Annotated in this window: 27 protein-coding genes; 23 read left to right on the top strand and 4 right to left on the bottom strand. The window is 67.1% G+C overall.

The features are described 5' to 3' along the window. Positions 1–218: 218 nt before the first annotated feature. The 14 genes from VL15_RS03960 to VL15_RS03900 all read left to right on the top strand — a co-directional run bounded on the left by VL15_RS03960 (position 219) and on the right by VL15_RS03900 (position 12573). Positions 219–1142 carry a universal stress protein gene (locus VL15_RS03960; RefSeq protein WP_048243215.1) on the top strand — a complete coding sequence of 308 codons (924 nt, stop codon included), beginning with the start codon at positions 219–221 and terminating at the stop codon, positions 1140–1142. A 20-nt stretch (positions 1143–1162) separates the two neighbouring features. Further along, on the top strand, positions 1163–2143 hold the full coding sequence (locus tag VL15_RS03955; protein ID WP_048243214.1) for a quinone oxidoreductase family protein: 981 nt from the start codon (positions 1163–1165) through the stop codon (positions 2141–2143). A gap of 10 nt (positions 2144–2153) precedes the next feature. Next, positions 2154–3002, top strand: coding sequence for a TauD/TfdA dioxygenase family protein (locus VL15_RS03950; protein WP_048243213.1), 849 nt, complete (start codon positions 2154–2156; stop codon positions 3000–3002). A gap of 117 nt (positions 3003–3119) precedes the next feature. Further along, the gene (locus VL15_RS03945) at positions 3120–4175 is read left to right on the top strand and encodes a 3-keto-5-aminohexanoate cleavage protein (RefSeq protein ID WP_048243212.1); all 1056 of its coding nucleotides are present in this window, start codon (positions 3120–3122) and stop codon (positions 4173–4175) included. Positions 4176–4337: 162 nt separating this feature from the next. After that, complete coding sequence (locus VL15_RS03940; protein ID WP_048243211.1) at positions 4338–5666, top strand: MFS transporter; 1329 nt, start codon at positions 4338–4340, stop codon at positions 5664–5666. 17 nt (positions 5667–5683) lie between these two features. Next, entirely contained in the window at positions 5684–6277 is a 594-nt protein-coding gene (locus VL15_RS03935) for an RBBP9/YdeN family alpha/beta hydrolase (RefSeq protein WP_048243210.1), read from the top strand. 135 nt (positions 6278–6412) lie between these two features. After that, the gene (locus VL15_RS42590; RefSeq protein WP_196319538.1) at positions 6413–6586 is read left to right on the top strand and encodes a hypothetical protein; all 174 of its coding nucleotides are present in this window, start codon (positions 6413–6415) and stop codon (positions 6584–6586) included. Then, positions 6587–6973: a type II toxin-antitoxin system death-on-curing family toxin gene (locus tag VL15_RS03930; RefSeq protein ID WP_230684336.1), complete on the top strand. Its 387-nt coding sequence runs from the start codon at positions 6587–6589 to the stop codon at positions 6971–6973. A 357-nt stretch (positions 6974–7330) separates the two neighbouring features. After that, positions 7331–8497: an ABC transporter substrate-binding protein gene (locus VL15_RS03925; protein WP_048243209.1), complete on the top strand. Its 1167-nt coding sequence runs from the start codon at positions 7331–7333 to the stop codon at positions 8495–8497. Positions 8498–8546: 49 nt separating this feature from the next. After that, the gene (locus VL15_RS03920) at positions 8547–9626 is read left to right on the top strand and encodes an ABC transporter ATP-binding protein (RefSeq protein WP_048243208.1); all 1080 of its coding nucleotides are present in this window, start codon (positions 8547–8549) and stop codon (positions 9624–9626) included. Between the two features lie 37 nt (positions 9627–9663). After that, positions 9664–10533, top strand: a complete 870-nt coding sequence (locus VL15_RS03915; RefSeq protein ID WP_048243207.1) for an ABC transporter permease — start codon at positions 9664–9666, stop codon at positions 10531–10533. Beyond that, a complete protein-coding gene (locus VL15_RS03910; protein ID WP_048243206.1) occupies positions 10533–11456 on the top strand; it encodes an ABC transporter permease in 924 nt (307 codons plus the stop codon). Before VL15_RS03915 ends, VL15_RS03910 begins: the two co-directional genes overlap by 1 nt. Positions 11457–11622: 166 nt before the next feature. Further along, complete coding sequence (locus tag VL15_RS03905) at positions 11623–12060, top strand: hypothetical protein (RefSeq protein WP_048243205.1); 438 nt, start codon at positions 11623–11625, stop codon at positions 12058–12060. A gap of 300 nt (positions 12061–12360) precedes the next feature. Then, positions 12361–12573: a hypothetical protein gene (locus tag VL15_RS03900; protein WP_048243204.1), complete on the top strand. Its 213-nt coding sequence runs from the start codon at positions 12361–12363 to the stop codon at positions 12571–12573. 229 nt (positions 12574–12802) lie between these two features. On the opposite strand, the gene VL15_RS03895 is transcribed toward VL15_RS03900, so the two are convergent. Next, positions 12803–13768 carry a D-2-hydroxyacid dehydrogenase gene (locus VL15_RS03895; protein ID WP_048243203.1) on the bottom strand — a complete coding sequence of 322 codons (966 nt, stop codon included), beginning with the start codon at positions 13766–13768 and terminating at the stop codon, positions 12803–12805. Positions 13769–14030: 262 nt separating this feature from the next. Here VL15_RS03895 and VL15_RS03890 point away from each other — a divergent pair, with 262 nt between their 5' ends. The 9 genes from VL15_RS03890 to VL15_RS03850 all read left to right on the top strand — a co-directional run bounded on the left by VL15_RS03890 (position 14031) and on the right by VL15_RS03850 (position 21209). Continuing rightward, positions 14031–15221: a CaiB/BaiF CoA transferase family protein gene (locus tag VL15_RS03890; protein ID WP_048243228.1), complete on the top strand. Its 1191-nt coding sequence runs from the start codon at positions 14031–14033 to the stop codon at positions 15219–15221. A 22-nt stretch (positions 15222–15243) separates the two neighbouring features. Next, positions 15244–16206 (top strand): hydroxymethylglutaryl-CoA lyase, encoded by a 963-nt coding sequence (locus VL15_RS03885; protein WP_048243202.1) that lies wholly within the window; start codon positions 15244–15246, stop codon positions 16204–16206. Positions 16207–16221: 15 nt separating this feature from the next. Next, positions 16222–16605, top strand: a complete 384-nt coding sequence (locus VL15_RS03880; RefSeq protein WP_048243201.1) for a VOC family protein — start codon at positions 16222–16224, stop codon at positions 16603–16605. 239 nt (positions 16606–16844) lie between these two features. Beyond that, complete coding sequence (locus VL15_RS03875; protein WP_048243200.1) at positions 16845–17672, top strand: alpha/beta hydrolase; 828 nt, start codon at positions 16845–16847, stop codon at positions 17670–17672. Between the two features lie 96 nt (positions 17673–17768). Further along, positions 17769–18662 (top strand): LysR family transcriptional regulator, encoded by an 894-nt coding sequence (locus VL15_RS03870; RefSeq protein ID WP_048243199.1) that lies wholly within the window; start codon positions 17769–17771, stop codon positions 18660–18662. Between the two features lie 469 nt (positions 18663–19131). Further along, a complete protein-coding gene (locus VL15_RS03865) occupies positions 19132–19716 on the top strand; it encodes an RNA polymerase sigma factor (RefSeq protein WP_196319537.1) in 585 nt (194 codons plus the stop codon). 12 nt (positions 19717–19728) lie between these two features. Beyond that, a complete protein-coding gene (locus tag VL15_RS03860; RefSeq protein WP_048243197.1) occupies positions 19729–20037 on the top strand; it encodes a hypothetical protein in 309 nt (102 codons plus the stop codon). 2 nt (positions 20038–20039) lie between these two features. After that, positions 20040–20336 carry a 4Fe-4S dicluster domain-containing protein gene (locus VL15_RS03855; RefSeq protein ID WP_048243227.1) on the top strand — a complete coding sequence of 99 codons (297 nt, stop codon included), beginning with the start codon at positions 20040–20042 and terminating at the stop codon, positions 20334–20336. Between the two features lie 105 nt (positions 20337–20441). After that, a complete protein-coding gene (locus tag VL15_RS03850) occupies positions 20442–21209 on the top strand; it encodes an O-methyltransferase (RefSeq protein ID WP_048243196.1) in 768 nt (255 codons plus the stop codon). Positions 21210–21274: 65 nt separating this feature from the next. Here VL15_RS03850 and VL15_RS03845 read toward each other — a convergent pair whose 3' ends face one another. The 3 genes from VL15_RS03845 to VL15_RS03835 all read right to left on the bottom strand — a co-directional run bounded on the left by VL15_RS03845 (position 21275) and on the right by VL15_RS03835 (position 24643). After that, complete coding sequence (locus VL15_RS03845) at positions 21275–22738, bottom strand: MFS transporter (protein WP_048243195.1); 1464 nt, start codon at positions 22736–22738, stop codon at positions 21275–21277. A 521-nt stretch (positions 22739–23259) separates the two neighbouring features. Beyond that, positions 23260–23943, bottom strand: coding sequence for a hypothetical protein (locus VL15_RS03840; protein ID WP_048243194.1), 684 nt, complete (start codon positions 23941–23943; stop codon positions 23260–23262). Positions 23944–24010: 67 nt separating this feature from the next. Beyond that, positions 24011–24643 (bottom strand): hypothetical protein, encoded by a 633-nt coding sequence (locus VL15_RS03835; RefSeq protein ID WP_048243193.1) that lies wholly within the window; start codon positions 24641–24643, stop codon positions 24011–24013. Between the last annotated feature and the right edge of the window lie 188 nt (positions 24644–24831).

Here is a 24831-nt window from a genome sequence, read left to right as displayed (position 1 = left end):
TGCCGTGCGGGTCAGCGTCCGGGGTGGGCGTGGGGGGAAGGATCGGCCGAACCGTGTTCGCGCGTCAATCCCCCCCGCGACGAGTGGGGCCGCCGCGGCGCGGCGCCGATAGCATGGGTTCAGATGCATCACGAACGCAACGAGGAGAGCAGCCATGAACATCGAATCGACCGGCGCGCGGTACAGCGCGCCGACCGCCGGATAAGCGGAGCGGCACGATGTACCGCCATCTGCTCGTGACGGTCGACGGCGCGCCCGGCGGCATCGACGCGATCGGCCATGCGCTCGAACTGGCCCGTGCGGTCGGCGCGCGGGTCACGTTCGTGCTGCCCGGTGCCGCGCCGGACTCGCGTTTATCCGGAGCGCGGCTGCCCGAACACGGTGCGAAAGTGGAAGCCGCCGCGCGGGCGCAGGGCCTGTCCCATGCGATCGCGGGGGCCGGCCACCCGGCGGCCGGTGGCACATCGCCGGCCGCACTGGCCCGCGAACTCGGCTGCGACCTGATCGGCATGGCGGCACTGCCGCCCGACGCGGATCCAGCCGAATGCCGGCAGCGGCAGCAGCTGCTCGCGATGTGCGACGTGCCGGTGCTGGTATGCGCGTCGCCGCGCCCGCCGGCCGCGGCGCGCGTGATCGCCCGCTGCCTCGATGCGCATCGCGACGTGGCCGCGATGCTGCATGGGCTGATCGCGCAGGGCGGGGAAGCGGCGGAATTGGCTAAAGCGCAAGAAGCCGTCGACATCGGCAGCACCCTGGCAGCGCTCGCGTCCCTGCAACGCACGCGTTTCGGCACGGCCGCCGAAGCGCAACTCTTCGCGGCCTTGCGTACCCGCACGGAAAGCGTCGTGGCCGAACTGGACGAGATCGACCGCCAGCAACGCCGCGACGCGCAAGCATGCGACGCGCTGGCGCGGATCGCCTCCGACGGGCAACCGTCGCCCGCATTCGACACGGCGCTCGCCCGCTATGCGCGCGGAGCGTTCGAGCAGATGGGGCGAATCGAAGGCGTGATATTCCCGGCCGCGCGGCGCTACCTGGGCGACGCCGACTGGGCCGAACTGGACCGGCGCCTGGCGGGCGGCGCAGCCGCGACACCGCCGGACGCGAATGAAATCGACGATGCGCGACGCGCATCCGACTGAGACACCCTACGGAGAACAAGATGGCACATGCAGTGCGATTCCACGAAACCGGCGACCCCGACGTGCTGCGCTGGGAAGCAGTCGACGTCGGCGACCCGGGCCCCGGCCAGGTGCGCCTGCGGCACGAGGCCGTTGGCCTGAACTTCGCCGATACCTATTTCCGCAGCGGCCTGTATCCGGTTCCGCTGCCGTCCGGCATCGGCGTCGAGGCGGCCGGCGTGGTCGAGGCCGTCGGCCCCGGCGTGACGAACGTCGCCGCCGGCGATCGCGTGACCTACACGGGCTTCCTGAACACGCTCGGCGCGTACAGCACCGAACGGCTGATCCCGGCCGCGCCGCTCATCCGGCTGCCGGACGGCATCGCGTGCGACACCGCCGCGGCGATGACGATGCGCGGCCTGACGTCGGCCTACCTGCTGCGCCGCATCCACGCGTTCGCGCCGGGCGACACGCTGCTGCTGCATGCGGCCGCCGGCGGTGTCGGGCTGATCGTGTCGCAATGGGCGAAGCTGCTCGGGCTCAAGGTGATCGGCACCGTGTCCAGCGCGCACAAGGCCGAGATCGCCCGCGCGCACGGCTGCGACCATACGATCGACTACAGCCGCGAGGATGTCGCGAAACGCGTGCGCGAACTGACGGACGGCGCGGGCGTCGACGTCGTGTTCGACAGCGTCGGCAAGGACACCTTCGAAGGCTCGCTCGATTCGCTGAAGCGGCGCGGGCTGATGGTGTGCGTCGGCACCGCGTCGGGCCCGATCCCGCCGTTCGACCCGCAGCGCCTCGCGATGAAGGGCTCGCTGTACCTGACGCGCCCGGCGCTGGCCGACTACATCGTCGATCCGGCCGAGAAGAACGACCTCGCCGGCGAACTGTTCGCGCACGTCGCCGCCGGCCGCATCCGGATCGAAATCAACCAGCGTTATGCACTGCAGGACGCCGCGCAGGCACACCGCGATCTCGAATCGCGCAAGACGACCGGTTCGTCGGTGTTCATCATCTGAGGAGACGCGCATGCGAGTCGAACCCCTGACCTGCGCGATCGGCGCGGAACTGCTGGACGTGAGCCTCGCCGACGCCGTGCATGACGACGGCCTGTTCGCCGAGATCCGCGCGCAGTTGCTGCGGCATCGCGTGCTGTTCCTGCGCGACCAGGACATCACGCGCGCCGAGCACGTCGCGTTCGCGCGGCGCTTCGGCGAGCTCGAGGATCATCCGGTCGCCGGCAGCGATCCCGACCACCCGGGGCTCGTGCGGATCTACAAGTCGCCCGACCAGCCGAACGACCGCTACGAGAATGCGTGGCACAGCGATGCGAGCTGGCGCGTGGCGCCGCCGTTCGGCTGTGTGCTGCGCTGCGTCGAGGGTCCGCCGGTTGGCGGCGACACGATGTGGGCGAACATGGTGCTCGCCTACGACAACCTGCCGGACCACTTGAAGCAGCAGATCGACGGGCTGCGCGCGCGCCACAGCATCGAGGCGAGCTTCGGCGCCGCGATGCCGATCGACAAGCGGCTCGCGCTGAAGGCGCAGTACCCGGACGCCGAGCATCCGGTCGTGCGCACCCATCCAGAAACCGGCGAGAAGGTGCTGTACGTGAATGCGTTCACCACGCATTTCACCAACTTCCACACGCCCGGGCGCGTGCGCTTCGGGCAGGACGCGAACCCGGGTGCCGGCCAGTTACTGCAGTACCTGATCAGCCAGGCCTTGATCCCCGAATACCAGGTGCGCTGGCGCTGGAAGAAGAACAGCGTCGCGATCTGGGACAACCGCAGCACCCAGCATTACGCGGTGATGGACTACCCGCCGTGCGTCCGCAGGATGGAGCGCGCGGGCATCGTCGGCGACGTGCCGTTCTGAGCGCCGCCACCCCGTAACCGAAACGCAACCCCACACAACGCGCCGGGCATGCCGCCCGGCACGACGGGATACGCACGCCCGTACGCCCGAACACAACGATTTCCACTGGAGGACGACATGCAATTTCTCGACGATTCGCTGCACCCGGAAAACCAGGACAAGGTAGTCATCACGGTCGCGCCGTACGGCCCCGAATGGATGCCCGCCGATTTTCCGGAAGACATTCCGGTGACGATGGACGAGCACGTGCAGAAGGCGGTGGATTGCTACAACGCGGGCGCGACGGTGCTGCACATGCATGTGCGCGAGCTCGACGGCAAGGGCAGCAAGCGCCTGTCGAAATTCAACGAGTTGCTCGGCCGGCTGCGCGAAGCCGTGCCCGACATGATCCTGCAGGTCGGCGGCTCGATCTCGTTCGCGCCGGAAGGCGACGGCGCGGAAGCGAAATGGCTGTCCGACGACACGCGCCACATGCTCGCCGAGCTGACGCCGAAGCCCGACCAGGTGACGGTCGCGATCAACACCGTGCAGATGAACATCACCGAGCTGATGAACCGTCAGGACATTGCCGGCACGTCGCTGAACGAAACCGCGTACTGGGACGCGTACCGCGAGATGACGGTGCCGGCCGGCCCGGGCTGGGTCGACGAACACATGCGCCGGCTGCAGGCGGCCGGCATCCAGCCGCATTTCCAGCTCACCGGCATGCACGCGCTCGAAACGCTCGAGCGGATCATCCGCCGCGGCGTCTATCGCGGCCCGCTGAACGTCACGTGGGTCGGCATCGGCGGCGGCTTCGACGGCCCGAATCCGTACAACTTCATGGAATTCGTGCGGCGTTGCCCGGACGGCGCGTGCATCACGCTCGAATCGCTGATGAAGAACGTGCTGCCGATCAACACGGTCGCGATGGCGCTGGGCCTGCATCCGCGCTGCGGGATCGAGGACACGATCATCGACCAGAAGGGCAACCGGATGACGTCGGTGCAGCAGGTCGAGCAGTGCGCGCGGATCGCACGCGAACTCGGCCGCGACATCGCGACCGGCAAGGAGGCGAAGGCGATCTACCGGATCGGCGTGCAGTACGACGGCGTCGACGAAACGCTCGCGCAGCTCGGGATGGCGCCGAACCGCCGGCCGGGCCAGATGAACGTGCCGCTGCGCGCGGCCTGACGCGCTGCGCATCCGGGCGGCCCGCCAGCGCGGCCGCCGCCCGCCGATCGTTGTAGCGCGGCACCCACCCCTGCACGTGACGCAGGGCGGACTCCGGTCGACGGAGCGGGGCCGCGCAAGCCGCGCCGGCGCGTTGCCGCACCGGTGCCGGAGGAGACACGCATGCTGATTCATCACGTCGAGCCGTCGCTGCAGGAGCGGGCGGCCACCGGGCGGCGCGCGCCGGCCTACGCATGGCTCGTGTTCGGGCTGACCGTCGGCCTGCTGCTGTCGGACTACATGTCGCGGCAGGTGCTCAACGCCGTGTTTCCGCTGCTCAAGCACGCGTGGGGACTGTCGGACACGCAGCTCGGCTCGCTGTCCGGCGTCGTCGCGCTGCTGGTCGGCCTGCTGACGTTTCCGCTGTCGGTGCTTGCCGACCGCTTCGGACGCGTGCGCAGCATCGTGCTGATGGCCGCGTTGTGGAGCGTCGCGACGCTCGGCTGCGCGCTGTCGACCAACTACACCGAAATGCTCGTGTCGCGCGGCCTCGTCGGGCTCGGCGAAGCCGCGTACGGCAGCGTCGGCGTCGCGCTGATCCTCAGCATCTTCCCGGCCCGCCTGCGCGCGACGCTGACCGGCGCGTTCATGGCCGGCGGCGCATTCGGCTCCGTGTTCGGCATGGCGCTCGGCGGCCTGGTCGGCGCGCATCTCGGCTGGCGCTGGTCGTTCGGCGTGATGGCCGCGCTCGGCATCGTGCTGCTCGTCGCGTATCGCGGCGTCGTCACGGAACGGCGGCTCGCGGCATGCCGCGTCGAACCGTGCCGGCGCGATGCCGACGCGCCGCGCGACCTGCGCGGCAGCGTACGTGCGCTGATGTCGGGACTGTTCGCGTCGCGCTCGGTGGTGTGCGCGTATATCGGCAGCGGGCTGCACCTGTTCGTGCCGGGCGCGCTGTTCGCATGGCTGCCGAGCTACCTGAACCGCTACTACGCGATGGCGCCCGACCGCGCCGCCGTGCTCGCGGCCGGTTTCGTGCTGCTCGCGGGCGTCGGGATGGTCGGCTGCGGCATCGTCACCGACCGCGTCGGCCGCGCCGACGGTTCGCGCAAATGGCTGACCGCGATCGCCTATTGCGTGATCACCGGCGTCTGCCTCGCCGTCGCGTTCCGGCTGCCGCCCGGGCCGTTGCAGCTCGCGCTGATCTGCGCGGGCATGCTGGTCGGCGCGGGCGCATCCGGCGCGTCGGGCGCGATGGTCGCGAACCTGACGCCGGCCGCGATCCACGCGTCGGCGTTCGCGACGCTCACGCTCGCGAACAACCTGCTCGGCATGGCGCCGGGCCCGCTGCTGACGGGGTGGGTCGCCGATCGCGCCGGACTCGTCGGCGCACTGCAATGGATTCCCGTCGTGCCGCTCGCGGCCGCCGTGCTGTTCGCGATCGGACGCGCGAGTTACGCGGCCGATCTCGCGCGCGTCGAACGCGAACGACGCGCATCTCAACTTTCCTGAACCCTCCCGGAGGCAACATGACCCTGGCGACCGCGCCCACCATCCTGATCGTGCCCGGCTTGCGCGATCACGTCGAAGACCATTGGCAGACGCATCTCGAACGGCGTTTGCCGAACGCGCGTTCCGTCGCGCCGCTCGAAGCCGACAAACTGAGCCGCGCCGCGCGCGTCGCGGCGCTCGATGCGGCGCTGGCCGCGATCGACGGCCCGGTGATCCTCGTCGCGCATAGCGCCGGTGTGATGATCACCGTGCACTGGGCGCGGCAGGCCACGCGCGCGATCCACGGCGCGCTGCTCGCGGCGCCGGCCGATCTCGACATGCCGATGCCCGCAGGCTATCCGTCGCCCGACGCGATCGACGCGCACGGCTGGACGCCGGTGCCGACCGCGCGCCTCCCGTTCCCGAGCGTCGTCGCCGCGAGCCGCAACGATCCCCTCGCGCGCTTCGAGCGCATCGAGACGCTGGCAGCGGGGTGGGGCAGCAAACTCGTCGATCTCGGCGAGGTCGGGCACCTGAACCCGGCGTCGGGGTATGGCGAGTGGCATGACGCGGAGCGGCTGATCGGTGAAGTGATGGCGCTCGGCGAAAGTCATTCCGGCTTGACGGATTGACACGCCGACATATTTGCCGACCTCGAAGCTCCTTCGGCGACCCGTCGAGCGCTATGATTGTCGGCAACGTGGCCGCGGCGCGAGGATGCGCGATAAGCGGCTGATTGTTATTGTTTTTTTGAGCGGAAAGCTGTCATGGTTCCCAAAAGAAAGGTGCTGTACGGGGTCGAGTTGAAACCCCGCACGATCATTCGTCCCACGACGGAGGTCAAGGCTTCGACCGAAACCGAGAAGGACGACGTACTTCGCGCGGCACGAAAAGTCATTTCCGAGCATCGGGACGTACTGATCGCGTTGAAGGATCGCTGATTGGCGGGATCTCGACTACGTCATCACGATCCACGCCGAGACCATCCGGATCTCGGCGGTCTCAGCGGATTCGCGCATGCTGGTCGGGGCGGTGTCGAAGCCACCCTGCACCAAGTCGAAAATCATGCCCATTACGCGGGTCTCGATGACGTGTTCGGCATTGCCACCACTTATGCCGCCGCGATCGCGCGCGGGCATGTGTTCAATGATGCTAACAAGCGCACCGGCCTGACTTGCGCATTGACGTATATGGAACGGCAGGGTATCTCGATTCATCGCCTCGCCGATCTCGAAGACCTCATGGTCGACGTTGCGGACGGCAGCGTGACGAGTGAAGAACTGGCCGAATATTTCAGTGCGATCTGGGAGTTGTCGCTGTCCCGCTGAAAGCCCGCTCCACCGGATCATTCCCTTGCCCGGTGGTGACTGTCCGTCGGTCACTCGGCTGGCGCATCGGGCCTCGCCCGGCCTTGCATTCATCCTGCGAAATACGCGGGTCGAACCTGCTCGGCACACCGAGTTCATTGTGCATCCATCGACATACGATGTCTTAGCACACGTCACTTCTCGCGCTGCGACAATCCCCGAAATCCGTTTCGCTTTTTGAATCACGTCATCAAGTGAAGGGGTTTTGTCAGGGAAAGTCCCGCCCCGCGCGTCATGGTTTTTTGTTGACCGACATCGTATAACGCCGTCATGATTTCCTGAAAGAAAGGTCCCATCCACCGACCGAAGTGAGGAGACATGAACACAACCACGATCGCGCGCCGGGTTCGCCGGATCGCACTCGCGCTGAGCGTTACGCTGTCGGCCACGGCAGCCGTTGCCGCACCCGTGTCGCTGAACATCGTCGACGTCGCGGGCAACCTGCAGCTCACGCAGAAGGCCATCGAGGCATTCAAGGACAAGAACCCGAACCTCGTGTCGACCGTCACGTTCACGAATGCGCCCGCGCCGCAGCTGCCGGGCAAGATCAAGGCGATGCAGGCGGCCGGGCGCTCCGACATCGACCTCGTGCTGACGGGCACCGATGCGCTGGCCGCCGGCATCGAACAGAACCTGTGGCAGAAACTCCTGCCCGACGACGCGGCCGCGTTCCCCGGCGTGCTCGACAAGTACGCGCCCGGCCCGCGCAAGATGCAGGAGCTCGCGCAGGGCTTCGGCCTCGAAGTCACCTACATGCCGGCCGGCCCGCTGCTCGAATACAACCCGGCGAAGGTCAGCAACCCGCCGAAGACGCCCGACCAGCTGCTCGCGTGGTGCAAGGCGCACCCGAACAAGCTGATCTACGCGCGCCCGGCGAATTCGGGCCCCGGCCGCACGTTCCTGATGGGGCTGCCGTACGTGCTCGGCGACAAGAATCCGCTGGATCCGATCAACGGCTGGGACAAGACCTGGGCGTTCCTCAAGGCATTGAACGACTGCGTGCCGTACTACCCGGGCGGCACGTCGGCGGTGATGAAGGAACTCGGCGAAGGCACGCGCGACATGACCGTGACCGTCACCGGCTGGGACCTCAACCCGCGCGCGCTCGGCATCGTGCCGGCCGAGTTCCGGATCCAGGCGTTCGACAACATGACGTGGGTCAACGACGCGCACTACATGGTGATCCCGAAGGGTGTGCCGAAAGAAAAGCTCGACGTGCTGTTCAAGCTGATGAACTTCCTGCTCGAACCGGCGCAGCAGGCGATGACCTACGACGACGGCTACTTCTATCCGGGCCCGGCGGTGAAGGGCGTGACGCTCGAGATGGCACCCGCGCACAGCCAGGAAGTGATCCGCAAGTTCGGCCGCCCCGAGTACGCGAAGCTGCTTGCGGATCGCCCGCACGTGCAGCCGCTCAACGCGCAGGCGATGGTCGCCGCGTTCCAGAAGTGGGATCGCGAGATCGGTTCGCAGAAGTCGAAGTGACGCATGAACCGGCGGGCGCCGCGGCGCCCGCGTCCATGGAGTTCGCGCAATGAAGCACAGTTTCGAACGGTTGCGTCTCGACGGCGTGTGCCGCAGTTTCACCAATGCGCAGGGCGCGCAGGTCGCCGCGCTGAACGGGCTCGACCTCGAGATCCGGCGCGGCGAGTTCATCGCGCTGCTCGGCCCGTCGGGCTGCGGCAAGTCGACCGCGCTCAACTGCATCGCGGGGCTGCAGCCGCTCACGAGCGGCGGCATCTGGCTCGACGACACGCGCATCGACGTGCTGCCGCCCGAGCGCCGCGGCTTCGGGATGGTGTTCCAGAACTACGCGCTGTTTCCGCACATGTCGGTGCTCGACAACGTCGGCTTCGGCCTGAAGATGCGCGGCGTGCCGAAGCAGGAAACACGGCGGCGCGCGCAGCAGGCGCTCGAACTCGTGCAGCTCGTCGGTCACGAGGGCAAGCTGCCCGGGCAGTTGTCGGGCGGGCAGCAGCAGCGCGTCGCGATCGCGCGCGCGATCGTCATCGAGCCGCCGCTCGTGCTGATGGACGAGCCGCTGTCGAACCTCGACACGAAGCTGCGCATCGAGATGCGCGCGGAGATCCGCCGCATCCACACGCAGCTCGAACGCGCGACGATCTACGTGACGCACGACCAGGACGAGGCGCTGTCGATGGCCGACCGCATCGTCGTGATGAAGGAGGGCGTCGTGCAGCAGGTCGCGTCGCCGAAGGACGTCTACACGCGCCCGCACAACCTGCATGTCGCGCGCTTCATGGGCTATCGCAACGTGCTGCCGTTCACGCTCGAAGGGATGGCCGGCGACTACGTGAACGTCACGGCCGGCGGCGTGCGCATCGCGGGCGTGCCGATGGCCGGCTTCGACGCGAAAGACGTCATGGTCGCGCTGCGCCCCGACGACATCGAGCGCGCGGACGGCGCCGGCGACAACACGTTCGACGCGACGGTCGAAACGGTCGAATACGGCGGCCGCGATTCGTTGATTCGCGCGGTCACGCCGTTCGGCCCGATCTGGGCGCGCGTGGCCGGCGAATTCGCTGAAGGCGAGCGGCTGCGGCTGCGCGTCGCGCCGTCGCGCACGCTCATCTATCCGGGAGAGCCGACATGAGCGTCCCGACCGCAGCGCCGTCACGCCGGGAGGCCGCATGAGCGCGCTCGCGGCCGGCACGCCGCGCGACACGAAGGCCTGGCTCGTCACGCCCGCGCTCGCGTTCATCGCCGCGCTGTTCATCTATCCGTTCGCGTACGGCCTCGTGTTGTCGTTCCAGCCGATGAACGGCGGCGGCGCGCTCGCGAACTACGTGCAGTTCTTCACCGATACCGCGATGTGGCCGACCGTGCTCGTCACGCTGAAGCTCGCGGTGCCGGCCACGCTGATCAACGTCGGCGTGTCAGTGCCCGTCGCGTTCGCACTGCGCCGCAATTCGCCGTACCAGAAGTTCGTCACGACGCTGCTCGTGATTCCCGTCACGCTCGGCACGGTGCTCGTGGCCGACGGGATGCTCACGTACTTCGGGCCGAACGGCTGGTTCCCGCAGGCGCTGCAGGGGCTGCACCTGTACACCGATGAAGTGCGCCTCACGCACAACTACTGGGGCGTGCTGCTGTCGCTGATCGTGTCGGGCTTCCCGTTCGCGTTCCTGCTGATGCTGTCGTACATCAGCGGCATCGACCCGACGCTCGCGCGCGCGGCGGCGACGCTCGGCGCGAACCCGTGGCAGCAGTTCCGGCAGATCTACCTGCCGCTGCTCGTGCCGGGGCTCACGATGGCCGCGTGCCTGTCGTTCGTGCAGGCATTCTCGGTGTTCCCGTCGGCCGTGCTGCTCGGCGCGCCGGCCGGACCGACGCGCGTGATCTCGATCGCGGCGGCCGAGGCCGCGTTCGAGAGCTACGACTATTCGCTTGCGTCGGCGATCGCGATCGTGATGGGCTTCGTGCAGCTGCTGGTGGTCGCATCGATGCTCGGCGCGCGCCGTTTCTTCTATACGGGCGCGGTGACGGGAGGCAAGGGCTGATGGCGACCGACAATCATGCCGCGCGAGCCTGGCCGCCGAAGCAGGACGCGCCCGATGCACGGCCGGTCAACGCGAGGAAACCGCAAAAGATGAGAAGCAATCTCGCCGGTCGCGCGTGGAAGGCGCTCGTCTGGGGGCTGATGGCGTTCTTCCTGCTGAACGTGATGCTGCTGATCGCGACCGTCGCGGTGAACTCGGTCGCGACCCGCTGGTTCGGCACGCCGCTGCCGCAGGGCTTCACGCTGCGCTGGTATGCGAAGGCGTGGGAGGACTTCCAGCTTGCGAGCGTGCTGTGGGTGACCGTCGAGGTCGTCGGCGCGGTCGTGCTGCTGTCGATCGCGCTCGGCGTGCCGGCCGCCTATGCACTGGCACGCGTGCAGTTTCGCGGCAAGCGCTTCGCGCTGCTGGTGTTCCTGCTGCCGCTGATGGTGCCGCCCGTCACATACGGGATTCCGATGGCGACCGTGATGTACAAGGTCGGGCTCGCCGGCACGCTGCCGGGCGTGATTCTCGCGAACCTCGTGCCGGCGCTGCCGTTCGTGATCCTCGTGATGACGCCGTTCATCGAGCAGATCGATCCGAATCTCGAAGCCGCCGCGCGCATCTTCGGCGCGAACACGTGGCGCTATTTCCGCCATGTGCTGCTGCCGCTGCTCGTGCCCGGCATGCTCGCGGCCGGGTTGCTCGTCCTGGTACGCACGATCGGGATGTTCGAGCTGACGTTCTTCACCGCGGGACCGAGCACGCAGACGCTCGTCGTCGCGCTCTATTACGCGGTGTTCTCGACCGGCGTGCGCGCGCCGCAGTCGATCGACGCGATGGCGATGATCTATATGGCCATCACGCTCGTGTGGGTCGTGATCGCGCTGCAGTTCGTCAGCCCGACGCAGCTCGTCAGCCGCGTGAAGCAGGAGCGGCAGTAGAAGAGAAAAAGGGGGCGCCGTGCCACTGCGCATCCGTGCAATTCGTTACAAATGGATACCGCGAACGACGCGCGGACGTTGCAGACTACGCGGCGTACCGGCTTGGCGGCTGCGTTCGTGCATGTCGCCGCACGCCACCCGACGCTCACTCGATTGACGGATATCCATGAAGTTTCAAACGCTGCTGACACTCGGCTGTGCATCGACCCTGCTGGCCGCCTGCAACCTGCTCCACGACGGCCCCGGATCGAGCGACGTCGACGCCGCGGTGCGCCGTGCGCTCGAAGCGGAAAACCACGGCGGCCTGAACGCGCTGTTCGGCCAGCCGCTGCCGGTATCGGCCGATGTCGTGTCGGCGAAGCCCGACGGCGACTGCAAGAAGCTCGGCGATCGCACGTACTCGTGCGACGTCGTGGTCACGTGGCGCAATGCCGATTACTCGCCGTCGCGTGCGAACCTGACCTTCGTGAAGGCCGCCGACGGCTCGTGGCAGACGTCGGGCGTCGATGCGGCGCTCGCGACCGGCACCGCGAAATCGCTGATCGACCAGATCGGCAAGGCGTGGCACGGCGACGCGGCAAGCGGCGCGTCGGCGCCGCAGTGATGCGCCGGCGGCGGGCTGTTCACTTCCTTCCCGCGGCGCACGGTCTCTCGTTCATGAAGACCGCGCCGTTCCACGCGCTCCGCTGACAGCAATCCATCGATGACGGTGCCCGTGCGAGCACCACCTTCGCACGGGCAGGCGTCGTTCGGCGCCCGCGACCGGCGCTCAAGCACGGATCAACTAAAAAGGGCGCAAGCACTGGGCCCGCCATCGGTCGAAGACATCCTCGGTATGCGGGCAGGGTTATAGGGAAAACCCTTATCTCAGGGTATAATCACGGGCTAAGAGAAAGGTCGAACCATGCCTGAACGTTTCCAAACCCTTGAAAAATTTGTGTTTTCCCTGATCGTGATGTCCGCGGTCGTGTGCTCGGCATTCCTCGCGTACGAGCGTCACCCCGAGATCAAGATCGCACTGCACGAAGGCGAAGCGCTGATGCGCGAGAGCGCCAAGTATTCGGTCATCTGCTCGCCGTCCAAGGTCGATCCTTGCGTCGAGATGTCTGCTTACTAAGCCGCTTTCCGGCTCGCCTCGCATCACCGTCGGTCTTAATGCGTTGAAGCAACACCCACCAGGCATTCAAATACCGGCCGCAAGACAGCGCGGATGCACGAACCCGGCATGTGCCGAGTCGCTGGCGCAAGCAGCCCCTGATTCAGAAAGCCCCGCTTCGAGCAATCGAGCGGGGCTTTTCTGTTTGCGCGGCTGAAACGATCTCGCTCAGCGACATCCATCACACGCGTCACACCACGTGCCGCGGCGCGCCGCCGACAAACGCGGCAACGTTCTCGACGAGCTGATCGGCGAGCGCCTGCATAGCCTCGTCGCTCGCCCATGCGACGTGCGGCGTGAGGATGAACGCCGGATGCGACAGGATCGCGTGAAACGGATGCCGGGCCGGCAGCGGCTCCTGCGTGACCACGTCGAACCCCGCACCCGCGATCTGCCCCGACTGCAGCGCGTCGACCAGCGCGCTTTCGTCCACGAGCCCGCCGCGCGCGGTATTGATCAGCAGCGGCCGGCGCGCCATCCGCGCGAATGCGGCCGCATCGATCAGGTGCCGCGTCGCGGGCGTGAGCGGGCAGTGCAGCGTGATCACGTCGCTGTCGCGCAGCAGCGTGTCGAGCGGCGCGTAGTCGGCGCCCTCGGCATTGCCGTGCGCCGCGAACAGCACGCGCATGTCGAGCGCACGCGCGATGCCGGCCACCGCGCGCCCGAGCACGCCGTCGCCGACGATCCCGAGCGTCGAACCGGCCAGGTCACGGATCGGGTGATCGAAGAAGCAGAACTGCCCGCTGTCGAGCCAGCGCCCCGCGCGCACCGCGTCGCGGTAGGCAACGACGTTGCGGCGCAGCGCGAAGATCAGCGCGAACGTATGCTCGGGCACCGTGCGGACCGCATACCCGTGTATGTTGCTCACGACGATTCCGCGCGACACGCACGCGTCGAGATCGACGATGTCGGTCCCCGTCGCGGCGATCGCGATCATGCGCACGCGCCGTGCGTCGGCGAGTGCCGCCGCGTCGAGCCGCACCTTGTTGGTCACGACGATGTCGGCGTCGGTTATGCGCGCCGCGACTTCGTGCGCGGCCGTCCGTTCGAACGCATGCAGTTCGTGCGGAAACGGGAACGGCTTCAGCACGGTCTGCGGCGACAGCGTCGCGCGGTCGAGAAACACGATCTTCGCGGGAGAGGAAACAGAAAACATGGCGGGTCTCGCTGACAGGCGCCCGGCGGGCGCGGAACGGGTTCGATTCTGCCGCCGGTTTGCACGCGGTCGTTTGACCGTTGCGCGAGCGCACTTTCCCGGATGGAAAGGCTGACGCACCCGCACGAGAACGGCTGCGGCAATCGCACCGGCCCGCGCCTTTCCGTTTCGGAAAGGCTGGTTGAGCATCGATCGATTTTCGCCGTGCGCGAACGCCGTCATGATCGCCGTCATCGACAACACGATTTCATCGGAGACAGTCATGACGCGACCCCTGGACGGCATCCGCGTGCTGGAACTCGGCCAACTGATCGCCGGGCCGTTCGCGGGCCGGATGCTCGCCGAATTCGGCGCGGACGTGATCAAGGTCGAGCCGCCCGGCCTCGGCGACCCGCTGCGCAAATGGCGGCTGCTGCACGAAGGCACATCGGTATGGTGGGCCGCGCAGTCGCGCAACAAGACCTCGCTCACGCTCGACCTGCGCACGCCGGAAGGACAGGACGTCGTGCGCCGTCTGGTGGCCGAGACGGACGTGCTGATCGAGAACTTCCGGCCCGGCACGCTCGAGGGCTGGGGGCTCGGCTGGGACGCACTGTCCGCGATCAACCCGGGGCTCGTGATGCTGCGCGTTTCGGGTTTCGGACAAACCGGCCCGTACCGCGACCGCCCCGGTTTCGGCGTGATCGCCGAGGCGATGGGCGGTTTGCGGCACCTGACCGGCGAACCCGGCCGCACGCCGGTGCGCGTCGGCATCTCGCTCGGCGATTCGCTGTCGGCGCTGCACGGCGTGATCGGCGTGCTGCTTGCGCTGCGGCATCGCGAGCAACAGGGCGGTAAAGGGCAGGTCGTCGACGTCGCGCTGTACGAATCGGTGTTCAACATGATGGAAAGCCTGCTGCCCGAATACTCGGCATTCGGCGCGGTGCGCGAGCCGGCCGGCAGCAGCCTGCCCGGCATCGCACCGACCAACGCGTACCGCTGCCGCGACGGCAAATACGCGCTGATCGCCGGCAACGGCGACAGCATCTTCCGGCGCCTGATGGAGCTGATCGGCCGGCCCGATCTCGGCAACGATCCCGCGCTCGCGCACAACGACGGGCGTGTCGCACAGGTCGAGCGCATCGACGCGGCGATCGGCGAATGGAGCGCGCGCCGCGATCTCGACGACGTGCTGGCCGCACTGAACGACGCGCGCGTTCCGTCCGGGCGCATCTACGACGTCGCGGACATCGCGGCCGACCCGCATTACCGAGCACGCGACATGATCGTCGACGCCGCGCTGCCCGACGGCACGCCCGTGCTGGTGCCGGGCATCGTGCCGAAACTCGGCGCGACGCCAGGGCGCATCGAGCGCGCGGCGCCCGCGCTCGGCGCGGATACCGATGCGGTGCTCGAATCGATCGGCATCGATGCCGCGACGCGCGGCGACTGGCGCACGCGCGGCGTGATCTGAACGGAATACGGGAGACGACGACATGAGCACGCAACGCAAACGGCTCTACATCCAGGAAGTCGCGACACGCGACGGTTTCCAGAACGAAGCGGCATTCGTCGACACCGACGACAAGATCGCGCTCGTCGATGCGCTAAGCGCATGCGGCTACGCGAAGATCGAGGTCACCTCGTTCACGTCGCCGAAGGCGATCCCCGCACTGCGCGACGCGGAGGCCGTGATGCACGGCATCGTGCGCGCACCGGGCATCGTCTATACGGTGCTCGTGCCGAACGTGCGCGGCGCCGAGCGCGCGCTGTCGTGCGGAGTCGACGAAGTGAACCTCGTGATGTCGATGAGCGAAAGCCACAACCGCGCGAACCTGCGGATGACGCGCGAGCAATCGTTCGCGCAACTGCGCGACGTGATAGACGCGGTGCGCGGCACGGGTACCGCGATCAACGTGTCGTTGTCGACCGCGATGGGCTGCCCGATGGAAGGCGACGTCCCGGCCGAATCGGTGCTCGCGTGGATGCAGCGCTTCGCGGATCTCGGCGTGCACGGCTTCACGCTGTGCGACACGACGGGCATGGCGTTTCCGTCGCAGGTGCGCACGTTGTGCGAACGCGCGCGTGAGCGCTTCGGCGCGTTGCAGCTCACGCTGCATTTTCACAATACGCGCGGGATGGCGCTCGCGAACACGCTCGCGGCGCTCGATGCCGGCATCGACCGCTTCGACGCGTCGCTCGGCGGGCTCGGCGGTTGCCCGTACGCACCGGGCGCAACCGGCAACGCCTGCACCGAGGAACTCGTGCACATGCTCGACCTCGACGGCTACGATACGGGCATCGATCTCGCGGCCGTGCTTGCCGCATCGGCACGGCTGCCCGCACTGATCGGGCACGACGTGCCGAGCCAGATCCTGAAGGCCGGGCGCCGCTCGGATCTTCATCCGCCACCGCGTGCCGACGCCGGCGACATGCCCGCGCAACGCGCTTTCTCGTGAACAGGAGCGAATCCCATGGCGCTGATTGACCACCTCGATCATCTCGTGCTGACCTGCGTCGATCCCGAGCGGACCCGGCATTTCTATACCGAGGTGCTGCAGATGCAGCTCGAAACCTTCGGTGCCGGCCGGCTCGCGTTCCGCTTCGGCAACCAGAAGATCAACCTGCACGTACGCGGCGCGGAGTTCGAACCGAAAGCGCATGTGCCGGTGCCCGGTGCGCTCGACCTGTGTTTTATCGCATCGGTGCCGCTCGACGACGTGATCGCGCACCTGAAGCGCGTCGATTGGCCGATCGTCGAGGGGCCGGTCGAGCGCACCGGCGCGACGCAGAGGATCCGCTCGGTGTACGTGCGCGATCCCGACCTGAACCTGATCGAGATCTCCGAGTTGATCTGACTGGCGGCGGCTGGCCTTTCGCGTCGCCGGCCGCGCCGCGTCGGCGTATCGCTCCGCCCGGCGGCGCAGTCCTTCGCCGAAAGCGGACAGCCGAGCGCCGTGCTCGCCGATTCCGGATAGCCGGCCCCGGCCACGCTGCGGATAATGACGCAACGGCGTCGGCCCGGCCGCCGCCTTCGCAGCAGCGGGCAGCGCAAACCTGCCCCGCGCATCCGCAATCCGACCCAGGTGCTCCCCAAATGACGATCCTCTATCGCGGCATGGACCGCGCGGCGCTCGACGCCGCCTACCTGAACACGAAGGCCATTCCCGATTTCCCGGCCGTGCTCGCATCGTGCCAGGCGCGCAGCGCGGCACTGTACGACGCGACGCCGGGCCGCCGCGACCTGCGTTACGGCACGCGCCCCGCGCAGCGCTTCGACTGGCTGTCGTGCGGACAACCCGGCGCGCCGCTGTTCGTGTTCATTCACGGCGGCTACTGGCAGCACTGCGCGAAAGAGGATTTCGCGTACGCGGCGAGCGGACCGCTCGCGCGCGGTTTCGACGTCGTGCTTGCCGAATACACGCTGGCGCCGGTCGCGTCGATGGCCGATATCGTCGCAGAGATCGGCGCGTTGCTCGACTACCTCGCCGCCGATCCCGACGGCCTGGGCACCGCGCAGCGGCCGATCCACCTGAGCGGCCACTCGGCAGGCGGCCATCTGACGGCCATGCATCGCGCGCATCCGGCTGTCGTGTCGGCGCTTGCGATCAGTCCGCTCGTCGATCTCGAACCGATCTCGCTGTGCTGCCTGAACGACAAGCTGCAGCTCACCGCGCACGAAATCGATACCTGCAGCCCGCTGCGCCATATCGGGCCGGGTGTGCCGACCGTCGTCGCGGTCGGCGACGCCGAACTGCCCGAACTGATTCGGCAAGCGCATGACTATGCGGCGGCATGCGACGCAGCCGGCGAACCGATCGCGCACGTGCGGCTGCCGGGCATGAAACACTTCGACGTGCTCGACGATCTCGCGAACCCGCACGGCGAGATGCTCGCCGTGTTGCAGGCAATCGCGCCGCGTTAGCCACGCCATACCGCGCGCACACGGCCGGGCGTATGATCGGCGTCAGGCCGCCGCGATGATTTGCTTGCGCCGAACGGCCTTCCCAGGACCCACGACATGGTGAACCCGCTTCATTTCGATCTGCAGTCGCTGCGCGTGTTTGCGCTCGTCGCCGAGCACGGCAGCCTGACGAAGGCTGCCGAACACGGCCAGCTCACGCTGTCCGCGGTCAGCAAGCGCATCGCCGAGCTCGAAAGCGTGACGGGCAGCGCGCTGTTCGTGCGGCATGCACGCGGCGTCGAGCTGACGCCCGCGGGCCGCGCGCTGCTCGACCACGCGGCGAAGGTGATCGAGCAGGTCAACCGGATGGCGCACGAGATGAGCGACTACGTCGCCGGCGTGCGCGGCCATGTCCACGTATGGACCAACACGTCCGCGATCGTCCAGTTCCTGCCCGCCGATCTCGCCGCGTTCCTCACCGTCAATCCGGGCATCAAGGTAAGTCTCGAGGAACGGCTGAGCCACGAGATCGTCGATGCGCTCGCGTCCGGCAAGGCCGATCTCGGCGTGTTCGCCGACAACGTGCCGGCGCCCGGCATCGAACGGCGGCTGTATCGGCGCGACGAACTCGTGCTGCTCGTACCGCGCAAGCACCGGTTCGCCACGCACGACAGCATCCGCTTCGCGGACACGCTCGACGAGGACTACGTCGGCCTCAGCGACGGCAGTTCGCTGCTCGCGCGCATGACCGACGCCGCGTTTGCGGTCGAGCGTTCGCTGAAGCTGCGGATCCAGGTATCGAATTTCGACGGCGTGAGCCGGATGATCGAGGCGGGGCTCGGTATCGGCATCCTGCCGCGCGATGCGGTGACCGGCGAGCGCGCGGCGCGGCTCGGGGTCGTGAAGCTCGACGATGCGTGGGCGACGCGCACGCTGTGGGTCGGCGTGAAGGCCGGCACCGTGCTGTCGACCGACATCGCGAAGCTGTTCGATTTCATGTCGGCGCGTTGAGGCCAGCCCGCAAGCGGTAGAAGTTGGCGCGATGCGGCTTCGAGGAAGGGCGATCATCGGTGCGCGTTCAGCCCACCGCTGCAGGAAGCCGATTCGACGCATCCGCGCCAGACCGACCGGCAGGCGACCGCGAACTTCCGTCGCGTCGTACGGTTCGATTGCAGCCGACAATCGCGAGCACGGCACGCGCTTCCCCATTTCGCCCCGGGAAGGCCGATGCCGGGGTACACGCCCGCCGCCCGCACGTTTCGCTGCCGCGAAGCGCATTTTCCGCGTTGCCGTCGCGGGTTCGTTCCTTGCACTATCTTTACACCGTTCCCGGCTGTGTCGGCGATGACCTCCGGGCCGGACAAACGGGTATTCCGCTGGCTTGGCGGCGTGATCGACATCGCCCCGTGAAGCCGACGCGCTCGGCAGTCATTTTTCGCACTCGACACAATATTCGCGCGCCTGAAACGTCTTCAGGCACATGGAATCGCCACCCACTTCACGCACGATGACCGACCCAGACCGCGACATCACCGCGATCGTGACGCGTGAGCGAACGAGACTCGTGAGCTTTATCCGGCGTCGGATACGTGATCCGGACGATGCCGAGGACATTCTGCAGGATGTGTTTCACGAATTCGTTCAGGCTTACCGGCTTCCCGCGCCCATTGAACAGGTGAGCGCGTGGCTGTTCCGTGCCGCGCGCAACCGTATCGTCGACCGCTTTCGCAAGAAGAAGGAGCAGCCGCTGACGGACCTGTTCGAGGCCGACGACGAAGCGAACAGCGAGTATCGCCTGGACCTTGCGTTACCGGCACACGATGCCGGCCCCGAAGCGCTCTACGCTCGCACGCTCTTGCTCAAGGCCTTGCAGGATGCGCTCGACGAGTTGCCGGCGAATCAGCGCGAGGTATTCGTCGCGCACGAACTGGACGGCCAGTCCTTCAAGGAGATGGCCGCGCAAAGCGGTGTCGCGCTCAATACGCTGCTCGCTCGAAAACGCTATGCGGTCTTGCATCTGCGTGCCCGACTGCAGCTCATTTATGACGAATTGGACAATACCTAGAGGAGTCGACAGATGAATTTTCGAATCAGATGTGCGGGCAAGGCGCTGTTCGTCGTGATCGCCATAGGCGTGCTCGGATGGGTCGTCATGATGTTATGGAACTGGGTGATTCCGGCGCTGTTCGTCGGCGCCCGGACGATCGACTTCGCCCATGCGCTGGGCCTGCTCGTGTTGAGCCGCATCCTATTCGGCGGATTCCGCGGACACCATGGCTGGCGCGGCCGGCGCCACTGGCGCAAGTGGGAATCCATGACACCCGAGGAACGCGAGCATTTCCGGACCGCGTGGCAAGCCGGCAGCAACCGGCCCACGGGAGAGTGAACGTGCGCGAAACATCAACGGGCGACTGCAAACAGAAACCGGGCGTGATCGCGCCGGTCGTCAATCTGAAGCGTTGCGAAGGCAAAGGGGATTGCGTCACGGTGTGCCCTGAGAACGTGTTCGAGATCCGGCGCATCGACAACGCCGATTACGTCGGCCTTGATCTGATGCATCGCTTGAAGCTGCGCGTGCATGGCATGAAAGTCGCCTACACGCCGAATGCGGATGCGTGCCGGTCATGCGGACTGTGTGTGACGGCGTGCCCCGAGCGCGCCATCACGCTCGCCCGAACGGTTTAGCAACCCCCGTGTATCGCCGCGATCGAGCGACCGCGCAGCAACCCTGACGGGAAGCGCAGTCGCCGGATACCGCGTCGACGTGATCAATCTCGTCCAGGAACGCACATGACTTCAGCTTCACCCACCCTCGGTCTTCTGCGACGGCTCCACGAAGAGAGCCGAACCGAAGTCATCGCACGCGCCCGCGCACAGTTCCAGGGATCGAACGAGGATTTCCTGTCGTTAGCCGACGAATACGAAGCGATCGCCCCCCGTCTGCGGGGACGGTTTCTCGAAACGCTCGGGCTGTCCACCGACGACTTCGAGTCGTCGCACGGCAGTTCGTTATCGTTGGCCGTGTCGCCGGAAACGGGAGGATTCTTGCGCAACATGGTGCTCTCGCAACGGCCGGCCAGAATCCTCGAACTCGGCAGTTCATGCGGCGTGTCCACGCTGTATTTCGCGGAGGCGCTGCGCACGTTGGGCCGTGGCGTGGTCGTCGCGACCGAACGCGATGCGCTCAAGTGCGCACGATTGCGCGATCACGTCAGGGCGGCGGGCCTGGACGTCCATGTCGACCTGCGCGAGGGCGATGTATTCGACACCGTTGCCGAACTGGACGGTCGCTTCGACATGGTCTTCATCGACGTATGGGCCGACGCCTATCTGAAGTTGTTCAAGGGGATCGAGCGCCTGCTGCGCCCGGGATCGATCGTCCTGGCCGACAACATGTACACGGCCGAGGACGCCGTTCGGCCGTACAAGCACTACCTCGATGACGATCCGCGGTTCTCGACCATGACACTGGATTTTGAATCGGGGATCGAATTCACGGTCGTCGTTTCTCAAGCGGGAATGTCGTCGACGGATCCTTGCCCCGCAGGCTCGGACTGAAGGACGCAGCCATCGATCGACACGCATCTCGCGTCGGACTGCGCCCGCCATCGGTTGGCACACGCTCAAACCGGATTGATCTCATCCTGGCTGCGCCGCGTGGTCAGCGGTCCGAGCACGCGCAGCGTGATCGCGACGATGCCGAGTGCGATCGAGATCACGCCGAACATCGCGCCCGCGCCGTGGCTGACGAGCACCGGCAGCAACACGAATGGCAGCGCGCCGCTGACGATGCGCGACAGCGCGTACGTACTGCCGATCGCCGTCGAGCGCACACGCGCCGGAAAGATTTCGGCCTGGTACACGTGATACGCATTGCTGAACACGTTCGACGCGCAGGTCGTCAGCAACCCGAAGCCGACGATCAGCACGGTATTGCCCGAATACGCGAAGCAGAGCCCGAATACCGCGATCGACAGGATCGACACGATCACGAGCGTGCGGCGTTCGATCCAGTTGAGCAGCGGAATCGACAGCAGCGAGCCGATCGGATAACCGACGAACGACAGCGCGATGAACAGCGTGCTGTCCGTCACGTCGAAGCCGCGGCTCTTCACGACCGTGCCGGCCAGCGTGCCGAAGCCGTAATAACCGAAGCCCTGCAACAGGTGAAAGATCGCGAGCATCAGGTAGCGCGCACCGTAGGGTTCGCGGCGCAGCAGCGCGATGCGCTCGCCGAGCCCGAGCGGCCGCTGCGGCTCGGCCGGTTCCGCGAATTGCTCAGGCACGCGCACGCCGGTGCCCTCCGCGAAGCGCCGCAGCGCCGCGTGCGCGTCCGCCGTGCGGCCTTGCGCGAGCAACCAGCGCGGGCTCTCCGGCAACCGGTGCTGGACGAGCAGCACGTAGATGGCGCCGAGGCTGCCGATCGCGAGGATGATGCGCCAGCCGGCCACGCCGCCCACATGCAGCGGGTTCAGCCACAGCGCGAGGAAACCGACGAGCGGCACCGCGACATAGGAAGTCGTATAGGCCCACGCGGCGAGCCGGCCGCGCTTTTCCTTCGGCAGGATTTCGGACAGGAAGCTGTCGGCGACCGGATAGATCGCGCCGACGCCGATGCCCGTCAGGAACCGGCACGCGACCAGCATGTCGGCATTCACCGAAAACGCGCCGACCAGCGAGAACGCGCTGTACCACACGAGCGTCAGCAGGAACGCCTTGCGCCGGCCGATGCGATCGGCGAGGCTGCCGAGACACATCGCGCCGACGAACATCCCGATGAACGCCGATGCCAGCAGCAGCTTGAAATCGGCGCTCTGCCGGCTCAACCCGTATTCGTTCTGCAATGCGGAACCGATCGTGCTGACGAGGAAGATCTCGTACATGTCGAAGAACAGCCCGATGCCGATCACCCAGACGACGAACCGGTGCAAGGCACCGACCGGCAGGTCGTCCATGAAATCGCCGAGCGTGACGCGGCGGGCGGGGAGGGCCGCCGCATCGGCGCCGACGCCAGCGGGAGCGGCCGGCGGCCGGGCGGGCGCGGGTCCGCCGGCGTTGCCGCCCAGATCGAGGGATTGGCTGTTCATCGTGTCTCCTGATGATTATCGATATGCCGTCGCGCAATGCGGCCGGTCGCACGACGCGACGGCAGGCACCGCGAGGCCCGTAAAGGGCCGGCCATGCGGGCTGCGCCGATCGTCCGACACATGGTGGGCAAATCCGGAGCACGTGATAATTGCGGATGTCTCAAGCGTCCTTTCCCGTGCAGAAAGGGTAGGGATCGCGCGGCGGCCCGCATGCGTGCGGCAGGCCGGTGCAGCCTGCGTGGCGGGTGGTTGTGCACTGGATCCGGTTGTGCGAGCGCGCAGCCGGCGGGCCGGGAAAACCATGAGCCCGATTGCCCGTCCGCCGCACTCAATCGGCCGGTATGAACGCGATTCCATGAAACACGCGCACGGGGTTACCGCGCTCCAGCGCAAAATGCTGCAGCCGCCGTTGCCGGCGCGCATCTGACGCGCATGCGGTGCGATACGAAGTCTGAAACGACAGCGCCGTTGCTCGCGCCGGTACGCCGAATCTCACGGGCGGCGTACCGGCACAAAGCGCATCATTTCAATTCCGGATTCTGCTGCGTCGCGCACGCGCGCAGCGCGGCGACGAGATCCGTCTTGCCCAGCTTCTCGAACAGATCGGCCATCTCCATCTGCGCGACGGGATCGCCTTCGCGCGCCGCGCGCCAGCGCAACGACGGGATCATCCCGCGCATGCGCTCACCGGGCGTTTCGCCGTCGTAGCCCGACATCGCCTGCAGCACGTCCGCGAGCTTGTTGTATCCGGCCGGCACGTGATGAACGAGCAGCCACGCGATGACCGGCTGCGCGCCTTCCCAATCCTCGTCGTCGAGCGAACTGTTCACCAGACGCGCGGCCGCACGCCACGAACCGAGCGATGCGGCCTTCGCATAGGCCTTGTCGGCGTCGCGGCCGCGCGGCGACGGCGCTGCGTCGAACGCGGCCTGTGCTTCGGCGGACGGCGGTGGCAGCGCGAGCTTCGTGCACTGGAAGTTGCCCGCATCGGGGGCATTGCCGGGCAGGTCGGCCCAGCGCACCTGATCCTTCAGCGTGCGATCGAGCGTCGGCCGCACGTCGCTTTCCTTCATCGACGCGAACACCCAGTCTGTGCGGACATGGCGCGCGGCGTCCCAGTCGCTTTCAGCGATGGCGTGTTGCGCGAATGCCAGGCAACCGGCCACGCAGCCGATCCGGAACAGCTTTCGGGCGGGAGATCTCATCATTGATTCCGTTGGAGCGCAGCGTGCGCCGTCGCATTGCGCCAAGCATCACCGCAACGCGACGGTCTTAGTGGGCCAGGACGATGATCGTGGTGAGCGCGATCGGGGCCAGCGCGACGCCCAGCAGGCCGAGTGCGCCGTCGGCAGCCATCGTGATCGGCGACAGCACAAGCTTTACCCCCTTGCCGAGCACCGACGGCCGCTCGATCACCTTGACGCCGTACGCGTGATTGAACGCCTGCGGAACCGAGGCCGGCGTGACGTCGTTCGGCTGGTAACGCGTGCCGCTGATCGTGCCGCTCGCCACCAGCTCGAAACGGGTGTCCTTGAAGCCGTCCGCGAGCGCGCGCTCGCGCAGTTCGGAACCGGGCGGCGCATCCTCGCGCGACAGGTGCATCTGGTAACGCCCCGTGATCTTGTCGCCGTGCGTCTCGAAATCGTCGAGATCGGTATACAGCTTGGGGCGATAGGGTGCCGTGAGGTTGACGGCGAGGGCCGGCGGCACATCGAAAATGTAGTGATATTGCTTGCCGAGCACGACGAGTTTCTTCCCGTCCGCACTGATCAGAAACGCCGAGAGCGTTTCCCGGTATTCCGGGTCCTTCATCATGCGATTGGTGACGGGGCCGAAATCGCTGCAGCCGGCAAGCATGCCGGACGCTGCCACGGCGGGCAGCGCGAGGAATGTTCTTCTTTTCATGAGTGCTGTTCAGGTTGTTGTTCGTTATTCAGCGCAACCGCTTGAATGTCCGGCGCCGCGTTCGATGAACGCGGCGCCGTGACGGCCGTTCGTGCGGTTTCTTCGCCTGCGCATTGTAGGGCCAAAACCGCGACTGCAGCATCCCCCCGGCAAGGCACCGCGCCCGCGTGCGGTAGACTGCACGCTCG

Source organism: Burkholderia cepacia, from assembly GCF_001039005.1.
GTDB lineage: Bacteria > Pseudomonadota > Gammaproteobacteria > Burkholderiales > Burkholderiaceae > Burkholderia > Burkholderia theae.
The sequence above is the reverse complement of the archived record's forward strand: the minus strand, read 5'-3'. Positions and strand labels throughout refer to the sequence as shown.